The sequence below is a fragment of the Verrucomicrobiota bacterium genome (assembly GCA_019247695.1).
In the GTDB taxonomy this organism is placed as follows: domain Bacteria; phylum Verrucomicrobiota; class Verrucomicrobiia; order Chthoniobacterales; family JAFAMB01; genus JAFBAP01.
Genome location: JAFBAP010000112.1, coordinates 63,007 through 81,910 on the forward strand (window position 1 = coordinate 63,007; position 18,904 = coordinate 81,910).

Genomic DNA, 18,904 nt, shown 5'->3' on the forward strand with positions numbered 1-18,904 from the left:
TAGGTTTAAACCCCATGGGCAGTGCTCGGTTGCGAGCCGAGTTCGACCGTGGTCACCCCGGTGCCGGACAGTCCCTGTCGTTTGTCGAAGGCGGCCCAACGCGGAACGAGCTGCAAGTTAGTCAGGTGGCTGGGGTATCCGGAGTAGCCGGCGGGCTCAAACAGGGATTGTTGCTGGATGATGCCTGGGCGTGTACGCTGATCGAATCGGAGGGGCCGATGGCGACATTCCTGATACCCAGCCGCATTGCTCCGGATGCGATCGACGATCCGAAAAACTTCACAAAAAGCTGTCCGAGGCTGTCCCGGAAAAGATCAAGCTGATGGCCACGCCCTCGAAGGAGGTTCTCGCGCCGCTCTAAAATCGTCTATGTCGGGCCCCGAATCCGCGTGTTGACTAGCCTTGAAGCTTACCCTGGTCTATGCCGCCGTTACCTCTGTATGAAGATGACTTGGTTGTCGTGACCCCGGATTCGCTGCTCCTCAAGCGTTATTACTTTCCGACGCTGCAGCCGAAGCTCGTGTCACTGGCAGAAATTCACCGGATCGAAATCCTTCGGTCAAATCTTTGGACGGGGAGATTCCGCCTCTGGGGCTCTGGGGATCTCAGAACCTTTTACCCTCTGGATCTGGGACGGCCAAAACGGGACCGGATCTTTCGGCTGACGCAGCGGGGCAAATGGATTCGAATCGCTTTCACCGTCGTAGACGCTGAGCGTTTTATCGCCGCGATCAGCTTGTTATCGGTTTCTGTCTCCGAAACGCCTATTCGGTGAACATCGAATGGAAACTGTAAAAGGGCTTAGGCTTGGCCCGGACGCGCGCTTTCAGGGGATGTTCGTGGACAGGTGTGTCTTATTGCCGGTTTCATGCGGCCAATCGACGACGTCCTTGCCATGGTAGCGCCGCGCTGTCCTGGGAGCGCCCCCCATTGCACAGGTGCAGTCGACGGCCTGTCGAATGGAGGTCCTCGGCGATCTGGCAACCGGATTGCACGGTCCCGAACCACACGCACCTCGCCCGCACGCAGGGAGCGCGGGTTGCGGTATTGGGCCCATCTTCTTCATGACCATTGATTCGTCCGGATACCGAACCGCTCCTCGATGGCAGCCCGCCCATTGCTGGTTATGGTCAGAGCGCGGCTGTCTTCAATACGCTGGATCCAGCGTAAATGAAAAAAACGCCGCGCCCACGCGGCACCGAGCGCCCCGGCGATGTGGAAGCGTCGCTCGGTCCAATCCAGGCACGGCCGGCAGAAACTCCGGCGCTCCCTCTGAATGTCGCGGACGTCTATCCCGAAATCGACAAAAAATTTACGCCCGGCAGACGTGACCTCGCCGCCTTCGTCGTCCAGCAGAATGTACCGGCAGCCGGAAAGCCAGGCGGTCAGGCTGACGCCGAGTCTCCCGGCGAGGTGATCATAGCAGAGCCGCGCCGTCACGAGTGGTTGGCCGGCGCGGTCTGCAAGGTTGCGCTTGGCCCGCGGCGCAACGGCCATGATCGACTCCACCATGTAGGCGACCGCCGGTGACGCCAGGCGAAAATAGTGAAACCGGCCTTGCCGGGTCAGCGCCAGCATCTTCGCGCTCACCAGTTTGTTGAGGTGCTCGCTTGCCGTCTGGGGAGTAACCCCAGCCAGGTAAGCTAATTCTTTCGCGGTCAAGGCGCGCCCGCTCATTAACGCCAGCACCATTTCACTCCTCGCCCTTTCTCCGAGGAGTGCGGCCACCTGCGCGAGGGAAGAGAGCTCCGACACACGTTAAGCTCTGACTGGCCCATCAACTTCGCAACCCTCCATCCTTCGGTCCCGGCCGAAGCATAAAGGTTTGCCCCGGGTCTGCATTGCTTTTAAAGATCCCACTCCGGAATGCCATGCGCCAACCACGCAGGCGGCCCCATTTTGGGTGGACGATTCTATCCACAAGTCTCGGCTTTGCACTCGTTCAACTCGATGTTTCGGTTATTAACGTTGCATTGGCCAGGATGGGCAGCGACCTGCATGCCGGTGTCGCCGCGCTGCAGTGGGTGGTCGACGCTTATGCGCTCGCGTTTGCCTGTTTGCTGCTCTCCGCGGGAGTCCTGGGCGACCAGATTGGAGCGCGCAGAACGTTCATTGCCGGTCTGCTCCTGTTCACCGCGGCGTCGGCGGGCTGCGGCTTGGCGCCAAATGCCATGGCACTGGTCGCCGCGCGCGTCGTTCAAGGCATCGGCGCGGCATCGCTGGTGCCTTGTTCGTTAAGCCTGATCAATCATGCCTTCCACCACGATCCTGCGAAACGCGCACGCGCGATCAGCCTCTGGACCGCTGCGGGAGGCGTCGGGTTATCCGTCGGACCCGTGCTCGGCGGCGTCCTCACCGACGCGTTTGGCTGGCGCAGCATTTTTCTGATCAACCTGCCCGTCGGTCTGGCCGGAGTCGGTCTGGCCTGCCGGTTTCTGGAGGAATCCGCGCCTCACCGGACCAGATTCGATTTAGCGGGACAGTTGTTGGCCGTTGCTACCCTCGGCGTTCTAACCGGCGCTATCATTGAGGCGGGGTCAGTAGGTTGGGGCGCGCCGGCCGTGCTCGGCTCCTTAAGCCTCGGGCTGTTTCTTGGGGTTTGCTTCGTAATCATCGAGGGGCGCATCTCCGCGCCCATGTTGCCCCTCGGCTTCTTCTCCAATCCCACGTTCAGCGCCGCAACTGCGGTGGGTTTGCTGATCAACCTGACCCTTTATGGCATGATTTTCGTTTTTGGCCTTTACCTGCAACAGGTGCGCCGGTTCTCGCCGACGTGGGCCGGGCTTGCCTTCCTACCCTTCTCAGGCACCCTGACCCTGTCGAATGTCATGAACGGTTGGTTATCCCGGGTGTGGGGCCCCCGGCGCTTGATCGTCGTGGGGACGGTTCTCGGCGCCCTTGGCTTCGGGTTGCTTCACGGGCTTGGCGCCACCTCGCCCTATTCCGCGATGCTGCCGGGGTTACTGGTTCTGCCGCTTGGGGTCGGGCTGGCCGTCCCCGCGATGACGGCCTCGTTGCTCGGAACCGTGCCGAAAGCGCGATCGGGGGCGGCATCGGGCGTGCTAAACACAGTACGCCAATCGGGCGGTGCTGTTGGAGTTGCCTTTTACGGCGCTCTCATGGCTGCTGCAGGGGTGGCCGGTATCCGGGCCGCGTTCGCTCTGTCGAGCGCCCTGCTGTTGCTCGCCGCCTTGACGGCCGCTTGGGGAATTCGCGAGCGGAATGCACGCCCAACGTGCCATCTACCGGATGACGTGTGGCCCGAAAAATACCGCCGGTGACCCAGGGGGAGTGGCGGGCGCCGGGTGAAGGAGACGCCCCGGTCTCGTGGGAAGGTTTTGGTGTCAATTATTATCCTGCGCGACGGCGGTGTGCCGGTCTTTTCAAGCCGCCCAGCGCGGCGCAGGGGCTTCCGGAGTCCCGCCTATCACCGAAGCGGTGCGCGTGACCCTTCGGTTGTGGGCGTCCCACGAATCACGGCCAAGGCGATCCGAGCCGCGTTTGACGCCGGATTTAAGTAAAGGGCCAAGGGTTTAAATTTTAAAAATTTAATAATCTCCTTAAGTTGAAGCGATGGAGCACCCGGCCCAACACGTTCCCTTCGGTCCCTTTGAGGTGCTCGCGCTGGCAGCCTCTGCTGGCGGCCATGCGGCAGTCACGACCCTCCTGCGGGGCCTGCCTGCCGATTTTGCGCTCCCCATTCTCCTGATGCAGCATCTGGGGCCGGAGGCCACCGCAACCGTCGAGCTGTACGCCCGCTGGGCGCCCTTTGCTGTGGAGTGGGCGCAGCCGGGCGTGGCGCTCGCGCCCCGAACGCTGCTGGTGTGCCCGCCGCGGTCGTTCGTCCGGTTACTTCCGGACGGTACCTGCACGGTTTCGCCGTGCGAGCGCGGCGCGGTTGACAAACCGATCGACCGCTTCCTGGAATCCGTGGCGCGCAGCTTCGGCCCCCTGGCGATCGGCGTGGTGCTGACAGGCCTGGGCAACGACGGCGCCGCTGGCGCCCGTCAGCTTCATTTAGCGGGCGGGCAGGTGCTGGCGCAGAGCGAGGCCTCCGCCGAATACCCGGAGATGCCCCGGGCGACCATCCGGGCCGGCGCGGCGGACTTGGTCGTGCCGTTGCCGGACCTGGGGCAGGTCATCGGTGAGCTCGTCGCCGGCACGGGGGGCGGCATCCCCGCGCACAAGCTGCCAAACCTCTTCAAGCGCTTCCATTGAGTGCGCGGCGCGCGGGCGCGGACGGCCGAGGGTTCGGGCATCGGCCTGTCGATCGTGCAGGACTTGGTCAGCCGCATGGGCGGCCAGTTGACCGTCCGGAGCATGGAAAACCAGGGCACGGCGTTCACGATCTGGATGCCGTACAAATCTTTCCGGTATGCCGTCGAGCCCGTGGCTGAGCGTGCAGCCATCGCCACCGCACCCGCCGGGGTCGCGGCCGACCTGCTCGAACGCCACCAGGCGCAGCAGGCCCTTCGCGAGAGCGAGGCGAAGTACCGCTCGCTCTTCGAGCGGATGGAGGAAGGCTTCGCTGTGTGCGAACTGGTCCGCGGCGCGGACGGCCACGCCATTGACTGGCGCCACCTCGAATTGAATCAAGCGTGGGAGCGCCAAACGGGGCTCAGCCGGGACGAGGCGCTCCGTTCGACAGGCCGCCCCGGCTGTTGCCGGGCCTTGACCCGCTGTGGTGCCGCGCCTTCGAGCGCGTTGTGGATGCCCGCGAAGCCGCCCGGTTCGAATCGCACATCGCGTCGCTCGACGTCCTGGCCTACCCGCAAGAGGGCGGCCGGTTCGCCGTCCTTTACGAAGATATTACCGGGCGAAAGCGTGCCGAGGAAGCCCTGCGCGCGAGCCAAGCGCGCCTTCGTCACCGCCAGCTCCGACGTCGTCTACCAAATGGACTGTGACTGGACGGAAATGCGCCGGCTCTACGGCCGCGGCTTCATCGCGGACACCGAAGGACCCGACGCCGGGTGGCCTGAGCGGTACATTCCCCCCCGACGAGCAACCGCGCGTGCTGGCGGCCATCCGTGAGGCGGTACAGGCCAAAAGGCCGTTCGAACTCGAGCACCGGGTGCGACGCGTGGACGGGTCGCTCGGCTGGACGTCCTCCCGGGCCATCCCGCTGCTCGGCCCCGACGGCGAGCTCATCGAATGGTTTGGCACAGCCACGGACATCACGGCGCGCAAGGAGGCTGAGGCAGCGCTGCGCGTGAGCCAGAGCCGCGTGCATCGTCGTGCCGCTGGTCAAAGGCGGCCGGGTTGTCGCCTTCCTGGCGGCCCACCAGCCGGCGTCGCGGGCGTGGACCCCGCCGAAGTGAAGCTCGCGCAGGAGGTGGCCGAACGGATGCGGGCAGCTGTCGAGCGGGCCCGGCCCGAAGCCGCATCGCGCCCGGCGTTGCAAACCCAAAGCTCCCTTTAAAACAGCCATGAACCAACCGGCGAGTATTCGGCCGCCGCTACAACCAGGGGTTTAAGGTCAACCGATAGGCTTAATGCAGTCCCATCAATGTTCCCTACGCCGACTCATCGGCGAGATTGCCAACTAAATCCGGAACTGCTTGCGCCGTTCTTCACACCTGCAAAAACTGGTGCTCGCCACTTATCCATGACCGCTGACCTTTTCTCCGTGGAAGAATTGCTGAACCGCCTCCAGTTTGCGCTGGCGTCGGCCGGCCTGGGCGAGTGCCATTGGGATTTGCCCGACGGCAGGGTGAACCTCGACGACCGCGCCCATGCGTACTTCGGGCTGGCGCCCGGTAGCTTCTCCGGCAAACGTGACGATTTTTTGCAACTGATCGACCCCGGCGACCGTGCGAAAGTTGTCGAAGCGATCGCGGCTGCAGTGGAAACAAACGACGAAGCCGCCGTCGAGGTCAGCGTCTCCCATCCAGGAAACAGTCCCCCGCGTCTTCTCCAGCTGCGTTTCCGTATCTGCCGCGATAAGTATGGGGCGCCCGGGCGCGTTTATGGCGTCGTGCGGGACGTGACCGAGCAGCGTTCGCGCGATGCGGCCTTGGTCAGGGACCGGCACTACTTGTCCATGTTGATGGAAAGCCTCCCTGACCACATCTATTTCAAAGACCGCGAAAGCCGGATCCTGCTGGCGAACCGGGCAATGTGGTCGGCCCACGGTTTCAAGAGCGCCGAAGAGATCATCGGCAAGACGGACGCGGAAATTTTTACGTCCGCCCACGCGAGCGAGGCGCTGACCGATGAGCAACGTATCATCGCGACCGGTGAACCGATCGTCGGGATTGAGGAAAAGGAGACTTGGCCCGACGGACGCGAAACATGGGCACTGACCACTAAAATGCCTTTCCGGGACGAGGAGGGCAACGTGATCGGCACTTTCGGTCTGTCGCGCGACATCACACGGCGGAAGCGCGACGAGGAAGACCTGCGCGCCGCCAAGGTCGCGGCCGAGATGGGCGCGCGGGCGAAAAGCGAATTCCTGGCCAACATGAGCCATGAGATCCGAACGCCTATGAACGGCGTCATCGGCATGACTGGCTTGTTGCTCGAAGGCAAACTGGCGCCCGCCCAACGCGAGTTTGCGGAAGCAATTCAGTCCAGCGCGGATACCCTCCTGACGATCATAAACGACATCCTCGATTTCTCTAAGATCGAGGCTGGCAAACTGACGTTTGAACTGCTCGACTTTGACTTGGGCGAGACGATTGAAAGCACCGTGCATTTCCTGGCCGAGCGAGCCCAAACTAAAGGGCTTGAGCTGGCGGCGATGATTGCGCCCGGCATGCCCACACACCTTCGGGGCGACCCGGGACGACTGCGGCAGGTTCTTACCAACCTCATCGGCAACGCGGTGAAGTTCACCCGCGCCGGGGAAGTGGTGATCCGGGCCGAGTTGGCGGAAGAAACTGAAACGCAGGCCGTTGTGCGGGTTGAAGTTAGCGATACCGGCATCGGGATCCCGCCGGAAGCGCAGTCCAGTTTGTTCCTGCCGTTCACACAGGCGGACGGTTCAACCACCCGCCGGTACGGCGGTACCGGCCTGGGCCTCGCCATCGCCAAACAACTCGTGACGCTGATGCAGGGCGAGATCGGCGTTCGGAGCGAGCCGGGAAAGGGGTCAACGTTTTGGTTCACCGCCCGATTCGACAAGCAGCCGGCGGGCGCGCGTTCGGCAGACCGCGACGACCGCAACCTGTTCCGGGTGCGCGTGCTGATCGTGGACGATAACGCGGTCAACCGCGAAATTCTTTTCCACCAGACCTCCACCTGGAAGATGCGGCCCTACGACGTGCCCGGGGCCAAAGAGGCATTGCAGGCGCTGCGCGCCGCGGCGGCCGCCGGCGATCCGTTCACGTTGGCGTTGTTGGACGTGCAGATGCCGGAGTTCGACGGTTTTGACTTGGCGCGCGTGATCAAAGCCGACCCCACCATCGCGTCGACCCGATTGGTGGTCCTGACCTCGCTCGGACAATCGCTCGCCGCCGGCGAATTGCGGGAAGCCGGGCTGCACGCATACCTGGTCAAGCCCGTCAAACAGTCGCGCCTGTTTGACTGCCTGGTAAATGCACTCACGGAAACCTGCGCGGAAGCTCCGCCAGGCGCACGAACTTCGACCGCCGAATGTGGCAGTCTCCCGACGGCATTCCCTAGCCGCGCGGGGGGCACGATCCGGATTCTGGTCGCCGAAGACAACCCCATCAACCAGAAAGTAGCACTGGCGCAGCTGCGCAACCTGTCCTGCCGGGCGAACGCCGTCGCCAATGGGCTGGAAGCTCTCGAAGCGCTGCAGCACATCCCTTACGACATCGTTCTTCTCGACTGCCAGATGCCCGAAATGGACGGGTACGAAACCGCCCGCGCAATCCGGCGCCGGGAACAGGACGGGCAATGCCCATGGAACGCGCCCGCGTACATCATTGCCATGACGGCTAACGCCATGCAGGGCGACCGTGAGAAGTGCCTTGAGGCCGGCATGGACGACTACCTAAGCAAGCCGATCCGGCCGGCGGAACTTAAAGCGGCGCTGGAACGCTGGGCGCAATGGGAATCGAGGGTACGGCGACGGACGTCAGAAACGCCTGCCGCCTCGAGAGAACCCGTACCGGTTCTGACCGATGCAGGTGCTGCGGAATCGGTGTCCGGCGCCGCACTGGGCCCGGTTGAACCAAACGCGCCGGTGGACCTGACGCAGCTGCTCGAAGCTTGCGCGGGTGAGCCGGCAGGGCTCCGGGACCTTGTGCAGGCGTATCTGGAGGAAACCACTGCCTTTCTCGCCAGGCTCCGAACGGCAATGCAGGCAGGCGACGCCAACGCAGTGGCGCAACTCGCTCACCAGCACGTGGGTGCAAGTGCGAACTGCGGCATAGTAGCAGTGGTGCCGGTGCTGCGGGAAATCGAGTCGTTGGGGAAGTCGCAACGGGTCCGGGATGCCGGACCTGCGTATATGGAGCTGGTCCGGCAGCTGGAACGGACCAACGCATTTCTCACAGAAGAAGGCCTCATACCATTTCGATGTCCATGGAGGTAAAACTTTGCAACCCTTCCCGAACCGGACCATGATCGGGAACTCAGAGCGTTGGTCGGCTGCGTTCCACCGACAAGCTCAACCAAAACCGTCAACTCAGAGTTCAAGCATGAAAATCCTCTCACGTTCGCTTGCTGCAGTTGGTATCGTAACCCTGATTCTAACCGCCGGTCCAACCCGTATGCGTGCGTCCGAAACCTCCATACGCGCCCTTGACCAGATCGGCAGCGCGGTTGGCGCAATCGTCCTGGCTGAAAAAGACGCCAAAACCCAAACGCGCGCTAAACTCACGCGCTACCACGTGATCCTCAAAGGCTATGATCCCGTCGCCTATTTCAAGCAAGGTCGAGCAGTAAAAGGCAACCCCTCCATCATCAGCACCTATCACGGTGCAACTTATTTATTCGCGTCGAAGACGAATAAGGCGGACTTCGACAAGAGTCCCGCGAAATTTGAGCCGCAGTATGGCGGCTTTTGCGCAAACCGCATGTCCAAAGGAGAGCGGAAGGATATTGATCCCAACGTATTCTATATCTACAAGGGCAAGCTCTACGTCTGCTCGAGCCCGGCAGCCATGAAAGAGTTCAGCGCCAACCCGGACGCTAATGTTGCGAAAGCGGATAAAAACTGGATAAAGCTTGGTCCGGGGACCTATAACACGGAAACGATGGACTTTGAGCACCCCTGGCCTTTTGGTCCGGAATCGAATTGAGCTTTGCGCTGATCAGACCAACACGCTGAGGAGCATGACCATGCTCAGGCCGGCTACCGAATTGGTGAGCTCGAGCAGACCCCAGGTCTTCAGGGTGTCCTTGACCGACAGGTCGAAGTAACCCTTGAACAACCAGAATGCGGCATCGTTGATGTGCGTGAGGGTGTTCGAACCGGCGGCGGTGGCCAGCACCAGCAGGGCCGGGTTAACGGCGGTGATGGTGTGTGTTGCCGGGTTGAGGAGCGCCGCACCCACGATACCGGCCGCAGTCATGGCCGACACGACGCCCTGGCCGGTAGCCAGACGGATCAGGACCGTGATCAGCCAGGCCATGAGGTACGGCGAGACGCCGCCGGCGGACATGAGCGAGCCGATGGTATTCCCAATGCCGGTGTCAATGATGACCTGCTTGAGTGCGCCACCGGCACCGATGATCAGGACGACCATGGCGATGCCCTTGACGGCGCCCTCGAAGGCGTGCCGGACCCACTCCATGTTGTGCCCGCGGCGGCTACCAAAGAAGTAGAACGCGGCGAGCATTGCGATGAACATCGCGATCTGGGACGAGCCCAAGAAATTCAGGACCGTGTGCGCCGGTGTGCCCTTGACTAGCCAGAGGTTGGCGATGGTGACTGAGATCATGAGGATCGCCGGAATCAGCGGCACGAAGACCGAGATGCCGAAGGAGGGTAGGTTGTGCTCGTCCACCGGGCTCTCCGCCCGAAGGTACGGCGGCACGGGACGCTCAAGGTCGCCGAGGAGGCGCGGCAGGATTAGCCCGGCACAGATCACCGAGGGTATCGCCACGAGCAGGCCGTAAATGTAGACCATGCCGGTGTCCGCATGGTAGGCATTGATCAGGGCCAACGGTCCAGGCTGGGGCGGGAAGAGGGAATGCGCGGTGGTGGCAGCGGCCACGGCGGGGATGGCGAGCTTGAGGAAGGGGATCTTGGCCTCGACCGCAATCGTGACCACCAGCGGGGCCAGGATGATGAAGGCGACCTCGTAGAACATCGCCAGGCCAAAGATCAGGCCGATGCTGATAACGGCAGCCTCGACCAAGTTGAGGCCCAAACGGCGCAGCAGCGTCTGGGCGATCTGGTGGGCGGCGCCGGAGTCCACCATCAGCTTGCCGATGACGGCCCCGAACACCACGATGATCGCCAACTCGCCTAACGTGTCGCCGAAGCCGGCCTTGATGGTCTTGAGCAGCTTGAGGAGATCCATGCCGGCAAGGACGCCGACGAGGAGCGCCGCGAGCAGCAGCGCGACCATCGAGTTGACCTTGAACTTGAGATTAAGCAGCAGCATCAAGCTGATGCCGAGCAGAACCCAGAGAATGCTGAAGAGCGCTGCCATTGTCGTATGCAATTAAATCGTTCAGCAGCCGGATGCCGTTCCCCTCGGCCTGACCGATTAAGTGCAAAAAAGTTGAATCTGGAACGAACCGGGCGGCGGTGGGTTCCGGCGGGCTCAAAACACGGGCCGCAGGTGCGATTTGGCGCTTCGTCTTTGGCTTTGACCCCGCGACAAATCCGGCGGCAGCGAACGGCTCTTTTGCGGTTGTGTCCAACTTTGGGCGCCGGCCGAATCCACTGCCCAGTGCAAGCTAAAAGGTTCCTGGACCACGAGACAGCCCCTGAGTGCCGGTCTCGTTGCAGTCGTCGCACGCGCTTTGCCCGTGGGGTACTTCCAGGAAGCAAAGAAGGTCGGATGAGGTTGTCCTCGTTACCGGCCAGCATGATCGGATCACAGTTTGATAGCGCTGCGCACAAGATTCTTTTATGCTAACCACGTTATGAAACGTAGCCTCTTAACTATTCTGACCTCCATCGTTGTTTGCTCCGCGATAACGGCGCCAGCCCACGCCGTCACCTACGCCGTCCGTCAGGCAGGTGGTGCCGAACAGTATTACCAGCTTGACGTCCCCCCGGGTACCACCGTCGGAAAAATCAAGACCGATCCCGACATGCCTTATTCCTCACTTGTGACGATGTCGGCTGGCGCGGCGCAGATTACGGCCGTGGGCTGGGCGGGCGGTCTCATAAAAGGGAACCCCAGTGATCCATATTCCAATTCGACCGTTGATCTTGGCGGCAGTAAACCCGGCGGGTTTTACAACGCGTCCAACATCAAAGTCGATTCTGTCCAGTACGAAACGAGTCCGGTGCCCTATTATCTCGTACAGATGACCGGGAATATCGGCGGAAGCGCCCAGACCTTCTACGCCATTGTGCTCGATGACGGCCGCGTCGTAAGGCCGGTGCCTGTGAGCGGGCCAGGGTCGGCTGAGCCGAGCGGACCACGCCACCACCGAATGCATCATCGAGGCTAACGGCACGTTCTAGTCACCGCCCACTCTCCTTGACCCAGCCACACGCAGCGGCACAATCTCGCGGCGGTGGTCCCGGTGCATGCGGGTGCGGCGTCGCAGACTCCTCATGAGGTTTCCTGGCGGTACGAGACCCGGGCGCCGGGTACCTCTGATTATTGGGAGCGAAAGTGGAAAAACCAGAAGCTGCCAGGGCAATGACGGCCGTACCGGCTTAAGATCTTCCGCATAACGGGACCTGCTGCTTGGTCCTGCGCATCAGGATAGATCGCGGCCGCACGCCTGGGTCGAATCCCCTCGCGCCCGCCGCCCCGTTTGAGCCGTGCACCAAAGTCTACGTTGAGCCGGCATGGCGATTATTATCTAAAATCCCGTGCCGGCTGGTCAGGTCCAGGCTCCAGGCGCGCATATTGAATGGCGCCGAAGGCTCAGGTGGCGGTTGCTCCTGGGCCAGGTTGAGCGGGTGCTCGGCCAAAAGGGCGGCTGGCCTGGGTGTCACGAAGCTCAGCTCCGGCGCGATCGGGTGTTTGCCGTTGAAGAGTGTCGAGAAGCTCTGGCAGGAGGCGCCCTGGCAAGGGCAACTGCGCAAGCAGCGTACCCGCACGGGCACGTCGCCGAACAGCGAATGAAACATCACGGGGTAAACAGCCCCGGTCCCGGGGAGGGTCGCCGGTCCCAACGTCGGCAGGCGCGGCAGCACCGGCACTGGCCGTGATGCTCTATTTAAAACCGGAGGCTGGAAAGGAGAGTATCGGCGACATTTGGCCTCATCCCGCGCTTGCCCGCGACGCTCGCGCAACGCAACGACAAGCGTCAGGCAATCTCCGCCGGCGACCTGTTGTCGGAACATTGGGCCACTGTCCCTGTTGACACCGGTTGTTTCTGGTCTCCGGTGTGGCACTCGGCCGAGCCTCGCCGGATCTGCCGCAAGGGGTGGCAGCTGAGGCGGAGCGATTTTCCAAGATGTGCGTTGAGAAGCTCAAGGCTACGGGAGTCTCATCAGACGGCGCGGCGTAACTGTTGACTGCCGTTGCGGGCCCAACGCTGGTCGCCAGCGCGCTCGGCGACCTTGGAGTGTACTGTACGACCGGGCTGCCCGCGAGTTGACACGTAAACCAGATTAGAGGTCTGCTTGACTAATCAGAGTCTGCGAACAAACCTGGTGGGAGTGAACAGCCCCCGGCAGAGCCGGTAACCTGAAAGAGGCAAAGGGGCAGCCAGCGGGCAGCCAGCGGAAAAGGAGTAAGAATGGATCAGGCATTTTCTCTCGAAGTCGAACGCTGCAGCCATTCACTCGGCATCGCCTTAATCATGACCACCAGCATAGCCGACCGGTTGTCAGCGCCGATTGATAATGCAAATGGATCATTGGTTCGGAAGAAAGCGCAGGAGTGGTGACCGGCGGGACGAAGATTTCGAGCGGGATTACGCATTCCAAAGAGCAATCCTGGCGATTCCAGCCGGTAAGGTGAGTACGTATGGAAAGGTTGCCGAAGCAGCCGGCTATCCACGCTACCACCGTGCCGTAGCCCGGTTGTTGCGCGGAGAACACTTCGACCGTCTACCATGGCATCGGGTGGTCGGTGCGGACGGTGCAATCAAGACATCAGGGGCTTCGGCGAAAGAGCAACGGGCCCGGCTCCGTCAGGAAGGCGTCTCGTTTCGAGGAGAACGAGTGGATCTAAGCGTCTCCCTTCACAGGCCGGGCAAAGGTTCCGGTTTCCGGACAGAAGAGTGACCACTCCCTCGCTTGAAGTCGTTACCTGCAAACGCGGCCGTTTGCAATTTCTGGAGGTAAATAAAGGTGTATGCGATAGAGATATGAACCAGCCTTCGAATCCGAAGATCGCTATGAACGTCAAACTGCAGCCAAATCGCGAAGCGGGCCGGGGGCGTTGCCCGATCTTTTCGACTCTCGGTGACCACCATCAAGAACGGCCACTCGCGCCTGCTTCCTGCCTCGCATGACCCGATCCATCAGGTCGGCCCGACTGATACCGGGTTACTTTTCGGTCTTCAGGAGCCTCCTAACCTCCCCTGTTGTGTCTCGGTAAGCTCAAGGCAACATTTCAAAAGGTTGGGCTGATCCCGTCTGTGGGCAGGACGGCACAGCTCGTTCAGGGGCGAACGGGAATACGCCTTGGCACGCCACCGAGGCCGTCGCCGCCGCCCGTGGCGCGTCCCCACAAGCAACCGCATCAACCAAAGCGCGATGCGCGGCAACGGCGCGCTGGCAGCTTGAGGAATCCAGCAGAGGGGCCACGTCCGTGAAAAGCTGCTCAAGGTAGCTCAGCAGCGTCAGGTAGACGCGAGTGAGCACGCCATTCGACCCCATCCCGGTGAGCTTTCGTTGAAATAAACAGTGCCACTTGAACCAACGGCTCGGGTCGGCAACCATCATTTGGTCAACTAAGCAACGCAGCTCCCCGACAGCTTCCCGCTGGGCCGATTTTGCGGCCTCGATCGCAACCAGCAGCTCGAGCCGCGTCGCGACCGCCAGGCATTGGTGGAGGGCCGCGGCGTCACGCTCGGTTTCGAAAAACATTTCATCCCGGCAGGGGTGCAGGGAAGCGGCCGCTGCAAATACCCCCCCCTTGGCCCCTCTGCGGAGTTCGACGACGCCGCGCGTCTCCAGCACACGAAGCGCCTCGTTGAGGGTGCCTTGCGCGACCCTGAACCACCGGCACAGTTGCGTCTTGCTTCCGAGCCGTACCCCGGGTTTAATCGCCTTATCCAACAGGAGCTCCTCAATCTTGGAGGCCAGCTCCTCAGTCCGGGGTCGATCGACCCCTCTCAGTGGTGAAACGTTCTCAAACGCGGATGACACAGAGGAAGGCGTTTTAAACATGTACCCGTGAACGTTCACGGGTACATGACACGTCTATTTTGATTGTCAAATGGCATCGGGTAAAGCGCAGGGAGCTCCCCACGTTTTCCTCCGTCCTTGCAAGGGCAGCCAGGGCGCCACGGTCTAAAGGGCCGGCCTTCAGCGCGACGATTTTTGCGTCAGCGCCCACGCCGTCCGCCGAGTGCCCCAACGCGCAGCCCCGTCTCCGGCGTCACGTCCGGCATTTTGTTGATCACGCGCGAACCCGTCTGGTAGGACACCCCGGACCGGGCGGCGATCTGGGCCCCGCCGCCGGCGGGTTGAACTCTGCAAAACCCTTCACCCGACAAAAACATACACCTTACAAAATCTGCACCAGAACCTGTTTCAACACCCCGCCAAATGAACTTCGACACGAGCCCGCAGCCGGCCATCTCGGCGTTTGTCCTTTCGGCGTATCCCAGAGCCGTCCTCGGTAGCGCGTTATTACGCAGGGTACGGGTGAACACTGAGTGAATCCCCAAAAATTAGTGTCGCACCAGCCGGAGCCGGCATTAATTTTTTGCATGCCCACTTAGGCTTTCCGAGCGGCTGAAACAAGGCTGCTCATGAAGGTTCGTCGAGCGATCGGCAGCGTCTGCGGGCAGGTTCGGCTGACGCCGGACACGTGCTGGGAAGCGACGCGCTGGGGGTGCACGCGTTTGGCCGACAGGAAACGATGCAGAACAAGCCCGGAAAGACAGCAATATTAATATATTAATATATTAATAATCTCCTCCGTTCCCAACCGGTCAGTTCCCTTGTTTTATCATATTGGATAAAACCACCAAGCGATGCAGGGCGAACCAAGGGCTGGAAGGTCCCCAGGTTACTACCGTAAGGATACGGGGTAATTACTGGTGAGTTAACCCAACCGGAGCACCTCGCGCAATATGCATCATTCTGAGCTGCAGTGGGTCGATTACGTCATCATGGTCGTCTACTTTGGGTTCGTCCTGGGTATCGGCTTCGCCCTGAAACGATTCATGCACACCAGTGCCGAATTCCTTTCGGCCGCCCGCTCCATCCCGGCCTGGGTAGCCGGCCTGGCCTTCTTGTCCGCCAACCTGGGGGCCCAAGAGGTCATCGGCATGGCAGCGTCCGGCGCCAAGTACGGCATCGTCACCAGCCATTTTTACTGGATCGGGGCCATTCCGGCCATGGTGTTCATGGGCATTTTTATGATGCCGTTCTACTACGGCTCCCGCGCCCGCTCGGTGCCGGATTATTTGTCGTTGCGGTTTGACGAAAAGACCCGCGGCCTGAGCGCGATCACCTTCGCGTGCATGACCATTATGTCTTCGGGGATTTCCATGTACGCCATGGCGCTGCTGATTGAAACCCTGCACATCTTCGACACGCCGTTCCGGATGATGGGCTTGCCGCAAAGTTGGATCTTTCACGTCAGCATCATCATTTCGGCCCTGATCGTGCTCTGTTACATCTTTCTGGGGGGCCTAAGCAGCGCCATTTACAACGAGGTCTTGCAGTTTTTTCTCATCGTGGCTGGTTTTGCCCCGCTGGTGTTCCTCGGGCTCAAGAACGTCGGCGGTTGGTCCGGGCTCAAAGAAAAGCTGCCGGCCGCTTACGTGCATTCCTGGTCCGGTATGGACAGCCCGCACAATAACCCGCTGGGGCTTGAATGGCTGAGCTTGGTCATGGGCTTGGGCTTCGTGGTGTCCTTTGGGTACTGGTGCACGGACTTTCTGGTGGTGCAGCGGGCCATGGCCGCTGATTCGATGAGCGCCGCGCGGCGCACCCCGTTGATTGCGGCTTTTCCCAAAATGATGTTTCCCTTTTTGGTCATTTTGCCGGGCTTGATTGCGCTGGCATTAAGCACCCAGAGCCCGAATGCCAACCCCGTTACGGCCGCACCCGCGCAAGCCGCCACGGTCGAACCCGCCGCGGCGGAAACCACCGAAACGGCCAAAGTGATTCCGTCCCAAGCCGGCGCCTCTGAAGGGCAGACTGACCTCCTGCCGCCTCAGGTTAATGCCCGGACGGGACAGGTGGTCAAGGACAAGGACGGCAAGGTGGTCCTGGACTATAACTTGGTCATTCCCAACATGCTGTTGCACTATTTTCCGGCGGGCATGCTGGGTCTGGGCTTGACGGCCTTGCTGGCCAGTTTCATGTCGGGCATGGCGGGCAACGTGACCGCTTTCAACACGGTTTGGACTTACGACATCTACCAAGCCTACATCCGCAAGCACGAAAGCGACGAGCATTACCTGCGGATGGCACATTTTGCAACAGTGTTTGGGATCCTTTTATCGGTGGTCGCCGCCTATTTTGCCTCGGCCTTCAACAACATCATGGACATCCTGCAACTGGTGTTTGCCTTCGTGAATGCCCCGCTCCTGGCGACCTTTTTGCTGGGCATGTTCTGGAAACGCACCACCGGTCACGGCGCCTTTTTTGGATTATTGATCGGCACGGTCGCAGCGATGGCTCACCACGGGCTAACGCTGCCGGCCGAGAGTTCCCCAGGGGTAAAAGGCGGGTGGATTTACGTCGTGAATCGTTACCCGAGTGAAATGGCCCAGAGCTTCTGGACGGCCATCTTTGCTTTCGGTACCTGCTTCATCGTGACGATCCTCATCAGCCTGATGACGAAGCCGCACAACGACGAGGAGCTTAAGGGTTTGGTCTATTCCCTTACGGAAAAGGACCGCGAAACGGGTCCCTGGTATACCCGACCGGTGCCGGTGGGGCTTTTGGTTCTTGCCCTCGCTCTGGTCCTAAACGTCATCTTCTTCTAAGCGTATGAGGCCCGGCGACCCCTTGCCCGCCGATCACTGAGCTTCCCTGACCAGTTGAGGGACGCCTGTTGGTGCCCCTGGGATCCGGTGCAGGCGTCTGCTGTTGTTGAAGGGCGGCACCTCCTTCATGGAAGGTCACATCTACCACCTGCATCCCAGTGCTCACCTGGTGCTCGGCTCGCACATGCTGGAAGTGCGTGAATCGATCGCCGAAGGCAAACCCTCTCTGGAAATCCATCTCCCTGGGCACCGGCGGCAAAGGGGACCCGGTGGGGGCGACGCGGGTAGAAACAACGAACAAGAATCGGCAGCTACTACCTTTATGGTGCCGTTCCGGTGACGCGCATGATGACGGCACCGGAAATCGAGTCCGCTTACGAATGGGAGACCGGCAACGTGATCGTCGAACGCTTCAAGGATCTAGACCCGACGCGAATCCGCGCGGTGCTGGTTTAAAGCCGCGGACCGTTCACCGCTAGGGACCGAGCGGCAAGAGGGCCATGGAAAAAAAGCGCTGGGGCTGGAAATCGTCGCCGAAATGGCCCTGAAGGCGCTGTAACTCAACCCGAATACTCTACCGATTCCCCAGGTACTGCTCGACGAGCATTTCCTGCGCAAACACGGTGCGAGCGCCTTCTACGGCCAACACCTGGAGGCGTCAGAAACATAAAACGGTGGGTTCAGGCGATCGCGTGGTTTTCAAGGGGCAGGAGGCCTGAACCCCTCGTAACCACCGTGTACCTGCCTAGTTCATCGACCGACGGATTACGGATCGAAGAGATGGTGTTCGGCCGAGGGAAAACCGGCCAGCTGATTGTCTGCACTCGGGGCAGGGCGTTTTAACCCAGTCGGTACCGCTTCAATTAATGCAAGCGCTGCGTTGGCGCGGAGCCTTCAGGGAGCGTCTCTGGCACCTCCCGCCGCAGCCGGGATCGGGACCGATTGGCGAAGTATGCCATGATTAAGCCAAAGATCAATAACGCCACTCCCCAGGAGAGGTTAATATTCAACCCCAGTGAGCGCTGATAGAAAGCAGCGCCGTTGGTAGTCAGACCGTACAGGGTCAACAACAACCCTAGGATAGTGAAGAGATAGCCGATCGGCAGACGAATATCGAAACCCATAAAGCAGATCCGTTTAGCAGCTTCCAGCTTTTGGTTCGTTTGGCAGGGCGTGGTGGTTGCATCCGATGGCGAAATCAGCGGGCGGCCTGACCGGTTCCGAACCCGGGTCAACGGCATGCAGAGCACTTTGCACAAAAGGGCGGCTTCGGACCACCCAGTTTTTCTACCGAGTGGTATTGTAGCCGGTGAATGGGTTGACCGGTGGGCAGATGGAGCTTTGACGGTGAGGACTTTAAGCGCAAGAGGCCGCATTGGTGCCAATCCCCATTGAGCACCTGAGTCCGGATTTTTGCAACAAACGGTGGGCGCCGGCGTCGGCCCAGCCCACCTGCTCCTTTTTGCAGACCGCTTACTCGCCCACTTGGTTGACCGTTGATTCGGTAAACCCGGTCGAAATGGTTTCTCTCTCCCTCTCTCTGCCGGGTGTGCTCGCCGTAGTTTGAAATAAACACGCGGTGGCTGGTGACGTACGTCTCAAAAACGCGAACCGGCTTCAGCCGTTTCCGAGGTTGACGAAAAAGTGCAGCTCCCGAAACCTGGAGAGCCTGAAGCACGGAACGTCGTAAGCAGACAACCTGGAACCCAGCAGGCCCGGTGTGAAAAGCGGGATC

At 61.0% G+C, this 18,904-nt stretch carries 16 protein-coding genes and 3 pseudogenes; 13 read left to right on the forward strand and 6 right to left on the reverse strand.

Annotation, left to right across the window (positions count from 1 at the left end; genetic code table 11):
• Positions 1-14 precede the first annotated feature (14 nt).
• Complete coding sequence (locus JO015_13120; GenBank protein MBW0000038.1) at positions 15-323, forward strand: hypothetical protein; 309 nt, start codon at positions 15-17, stop codon at positions 321-323.
• Positions 324-421: 98 nt separating this feature from the next.
• Positions 422-775, forward strand: coding sequence for a hypothetical protein (locus JO015_13125; protein ID MBW0000039.1), 354 nt, complete (start codon positions 422-424; stop codon positions 773-775).
• A gap of 287 nt (positions 776-1,062) precedes the next feature.
• Here JO015_13125 and JO015_13130 read toward each other — a convergent pair whose 3' ends face one another.
• Positions 1,063-1,755 (reverse strand): helix-turn-helix transcriptional regulator, encoded by a 693-nt coding sequence (locus JO015_13130; GenBank protein MBW0000040.1) that lies wholly within the window; start codon positions 1,753-1,755, stop codon positions 1,063-1,065.
• A gap of 116 nt (positions 1,756-1,871) precedes the next feature.
• Here JO015_13130 and JO015_13135 point away from each other — a divergent pair, with 116 nt between their 5' ends.
• The 6 genes and pseudogenes from JO015_13135 (at position 1,872) to JO015_13160 (ending at position 9,209) form a co-directional block, all read left to right on the forward strand.
• A complete protein-coding gene (locus JO015_13135) occupies positions 1,872-3,281 on the forward strand; it encodes an MFS transporter (protein ID MBW0000041.1) in 1,410 nt (469 codons plus the stop codon).
• A 292-nt stretch (positions 3,282-3,573) separates the two neighbouring features.
• Complete coding sequence (locus JO015_13140; GenBank protein ID MBW0000042.1) at positions 3,574-4,218, forward strand: chemotaxis protein CheB; 645 nt, start codon at positions 3,574-3,576, stop codon at positions 4,216-4,218.
• Positions 4,219-4,293: 75 nt separating this feature from the next.
• Positions 4,294-4,650 (forward strand): annotated as a pseudogene (locus JO015_13145) (PAS domain-containing protein).
• Positions 4,572-5,419 (forward strand): annotated as a pseudogene (locus JO015_13150) (PAS domain-containing protein). Before JO015_13145 ends, JO015_13150 begins: the two co-directional pseudogenes overlap by 79 nt.
• A gap of 186 nt (positions 5,420-5,605) precedes the next feature.
• Complete coding sequence (locus JO015_13155; GenBank protein ID MBW0000043.1) at positions 5,606-8,500, forward strand: response regulator; 2,895 nt, start codon at positions 5,606-5,608, stop codon at positions 8,498-8,500.
• Positions 8,501-8,606: 106 nt separating this feature from the next.
• Positions 8,607-9,209, forward strand: coding sequence for a hypothetical protein (locus tag JO015_13160; GenBank protein ID MBW0000044.1), 603 nt, complete (start codon positions 8,607-8,609; stop codon positions 9,207-9,209).
• A gap of 12 nt (positions 9,210-9,221) precedes the next feature.
• Here JO015_13160 and gntP read toward each other — a convergent pair whose 3' ends face one another.
• Complete coding sequence (gene gntP / locus JO015_13165; protein MBW0000045.1) at positions 9,222-10,568, reverse strand: gluconate permease GntP; 1,347 nt, start codon at positions 10,566-10,568, stop codon at positions 9,222-9,224.
• Between the two features lie 439 nt (positions 10,569-11,007).
• On the opposite strand from gntP, the gene JO015_13170 reads away from it, so the two are divergent.
• On the forward strand, positions 11,008-11,544 hold the full coding sequence (locus tag JO015_13170; GenBank protein ID MBW0000046.1) for a hypothetical protein: 537 nt from the start codon (positions 11,008-11,010) through the stop codon (positions 11,542-11,544).
• Between the two features lie 331 nt (positions 11,545-11,875).
• On the opposite strand, the gene JO015_13175 is transcribed toward JO015_13170, so the two are convergent.
• Positions 11,876-12,175 (reverse strand): hypothetical protein, encoded by a 300-nt coding sequence (locus tag JO015_13175; protein ID MBW0000047.1) that lies wholly within the window; start codon positions 12,173-12,175, stop codon positions 11,876-11,878.
• Between the two features lie 614 nt (positions 12,176-12,789).
• Between JO015_13175 and JO015_13180 the strand changes: the two genes are divergently transcribed.
• Complete coding sequence (locus JO015_13180; GenBank protein ID MBW0000048.1) at positions 12,790-12,939, forward strand: hypothetical protein; 150 nt, start codon at positions 12,790-12,792, stop codon at positions 12,937-12,939.
• Complete coding sequence (locus JO015_13185) at positions 12,896-13,279, forward strand: MGMT family protein (protein MBW0000049.1); 384 nt, start codon at positions 12,896-12,898, stop codon at positions 13,277-13,279. Before JO015_13180 ends, JO015_13185 begins: the two co-directional genes overlap by 44 nt.
• Before the next feature lie 318 nt (positions 13,280-13,597).
• On the opposite strand, the gene JO015_13190 is transcribed toward JO015_13185, so the two are convergent.
• Together JO015_13190 and JO015_13195 are read right to left on the reverse strand one after the other, a co-directional pair.
• Positions 13,598-14,368, reverse strand: a complete 771-nt coding sequence (locus tag JO015_13190; protein ID MBW0000050.1) for a FadR family transcriptional regulator — start codon at positions 14,366-14,368, stop codon at positions 13,598-13,600.
• 179 nt (positions 14,369-14,547) lie between these two features.
• The gene (locus JO015_13195; protein ID MBW0000051.1) at positions 14,548-14,724 is read right to left on the reverse strand and encodes a LacI family DNA-binding transcriptional regulator; all 177 of its coding nucleotides are present in this window, start codon (positions 14,722-14,724) and stop codon (positions 14,548-14,550) included.
• 576 nt (positions 14,725-15,300) lie between these two features.
• Here JO015_13195 and JO015_13200 point away from each other — a divergent pair.
• Positions 15,301-17,169 carry a sodium:solute symporter family protein gene (locus JO015_13200; protein ID MBW0000052.1) on the forward strand — a complete coding sequence of 623 codons (1,869 nt, stop codon included), beginning with the start codon at positions 15,301-15,303 and terminating at the stop codon, positions 17,167-17,169.
• 127 nt (positions 17,170-17,296) lie between these two features.
• Positions 17,297-17,648: pseudogene (locus tag JO015_13205) on the forward strand (hypothetical protein).
• A gap of 384 nt (positions 17,649-18,032) precedes the next feature.
• Here JO015_13205 and JO015_13210 read toward each other — a convergent pair.
• Positions 18,033-18,410: a hypothetical protein gene (locus JO015_13210; protein MBW0000053.1), complete on the reverse strand. Its 378-nt coding sequence runs from the start codon at positions 18,408-18,410 to the stop codon at positions 18,033-18,035.
• Between the last annotated feature and the right edge of the window lie 494 nt (positions 18,411-18,904).

Coding starts and splice junctions, on each gene's coding strand:
- JO015_13120 (MBW0000038.1), top strand. CDS start 15: ATGGGCAGTGCTCGGTTGCGAGCCGAGTTCGACCGTGGTCACCCCGGT.
- JO015_13125 (MBW0000039.1), top strand. CDS start 422: ATGCCGCCGTTACCTCTGTATGAAGATGACTTGGTTGTCGTGACCCCG.
- JO015_13135 (MBW0000041.1), top strand. CDS start 1,872: ATGCGCCAACCACGCAGGCGGCCCCATTTTGGGTGGACGATTCTATCC.
- JO015_13140 (MBW0000042.1), top strand. CDS start 3,574: ATGGAGCACCCGGCCCAACACGTTCCCTTCGGTCCCTTTGAGGTGCTC.
- JO015_13155 (MBW0000043.1), top strand. CDS start 5,606: ATGACCGCTGACCTTTTCTCCGTGGAAGAATTGCTGAACCGCCTCCAG.
- JO015_13160 (MBW0000044.1), top strand. CDS start 8,607: ATGAAAATCCTCTCACGTTCGCTTGCTGCAGTTGGTATCGTAACCCTG.
- gntP (MBW0000045.1), bottom strand. CDS start 10,568: ATGGCAGCGCTCTTCAGCATTCTCTGGGTTCTGCTCGGCATCAGCTTG.
- JO015_13170 (MBW0000046.1), top strand. CDS start 11,008: ATGAAACGTAGCCTCTTAACTATTCTGACCTCCATCGTTGTTTGCTCC.
- JO015_13175 (MBW0000047.1), bottom strand. CDS start 12,175: ATGTTTCATTCGCTGTTCGGCGACGTGCCCGTGCGGGTACGCTGCTTG.
- JO015_13180 (MBW0000048.1), top strand. CDS start 12,790: ATGGATCAGGCATTTTCTCTCGAAGTCGAACGCTGCAGCCATTCACTC.
- JO015_13185 (MBW0000049.1), top strand. CDS start 12,896: ATGCAAATGGATCATTGGTTCGGAAGAAAGCGCAGGAGTGGTGACCGG.
- JO015_13195 (MBW0000051.1), bottom strand. CDS start 14,724: ATGTTTTTGTCGGGTGAAGGGTTTTGCAGAGTTCAACCCGCCGGCGGC.
- JO015_13200 (MBW0000052.1), top strand. CDS start 15,301: ATGCATCATTCTGAGCTGCAGTGGGTCGATTACGTCATCATGGTCGTC.
- JO015_13210 (MBW0000053.1), bottom strand. CDS start 18,410: ATGCCGTTGACCCGGGTTCGGAACCGGTCAGGCCGCCCGCTGATTTCG.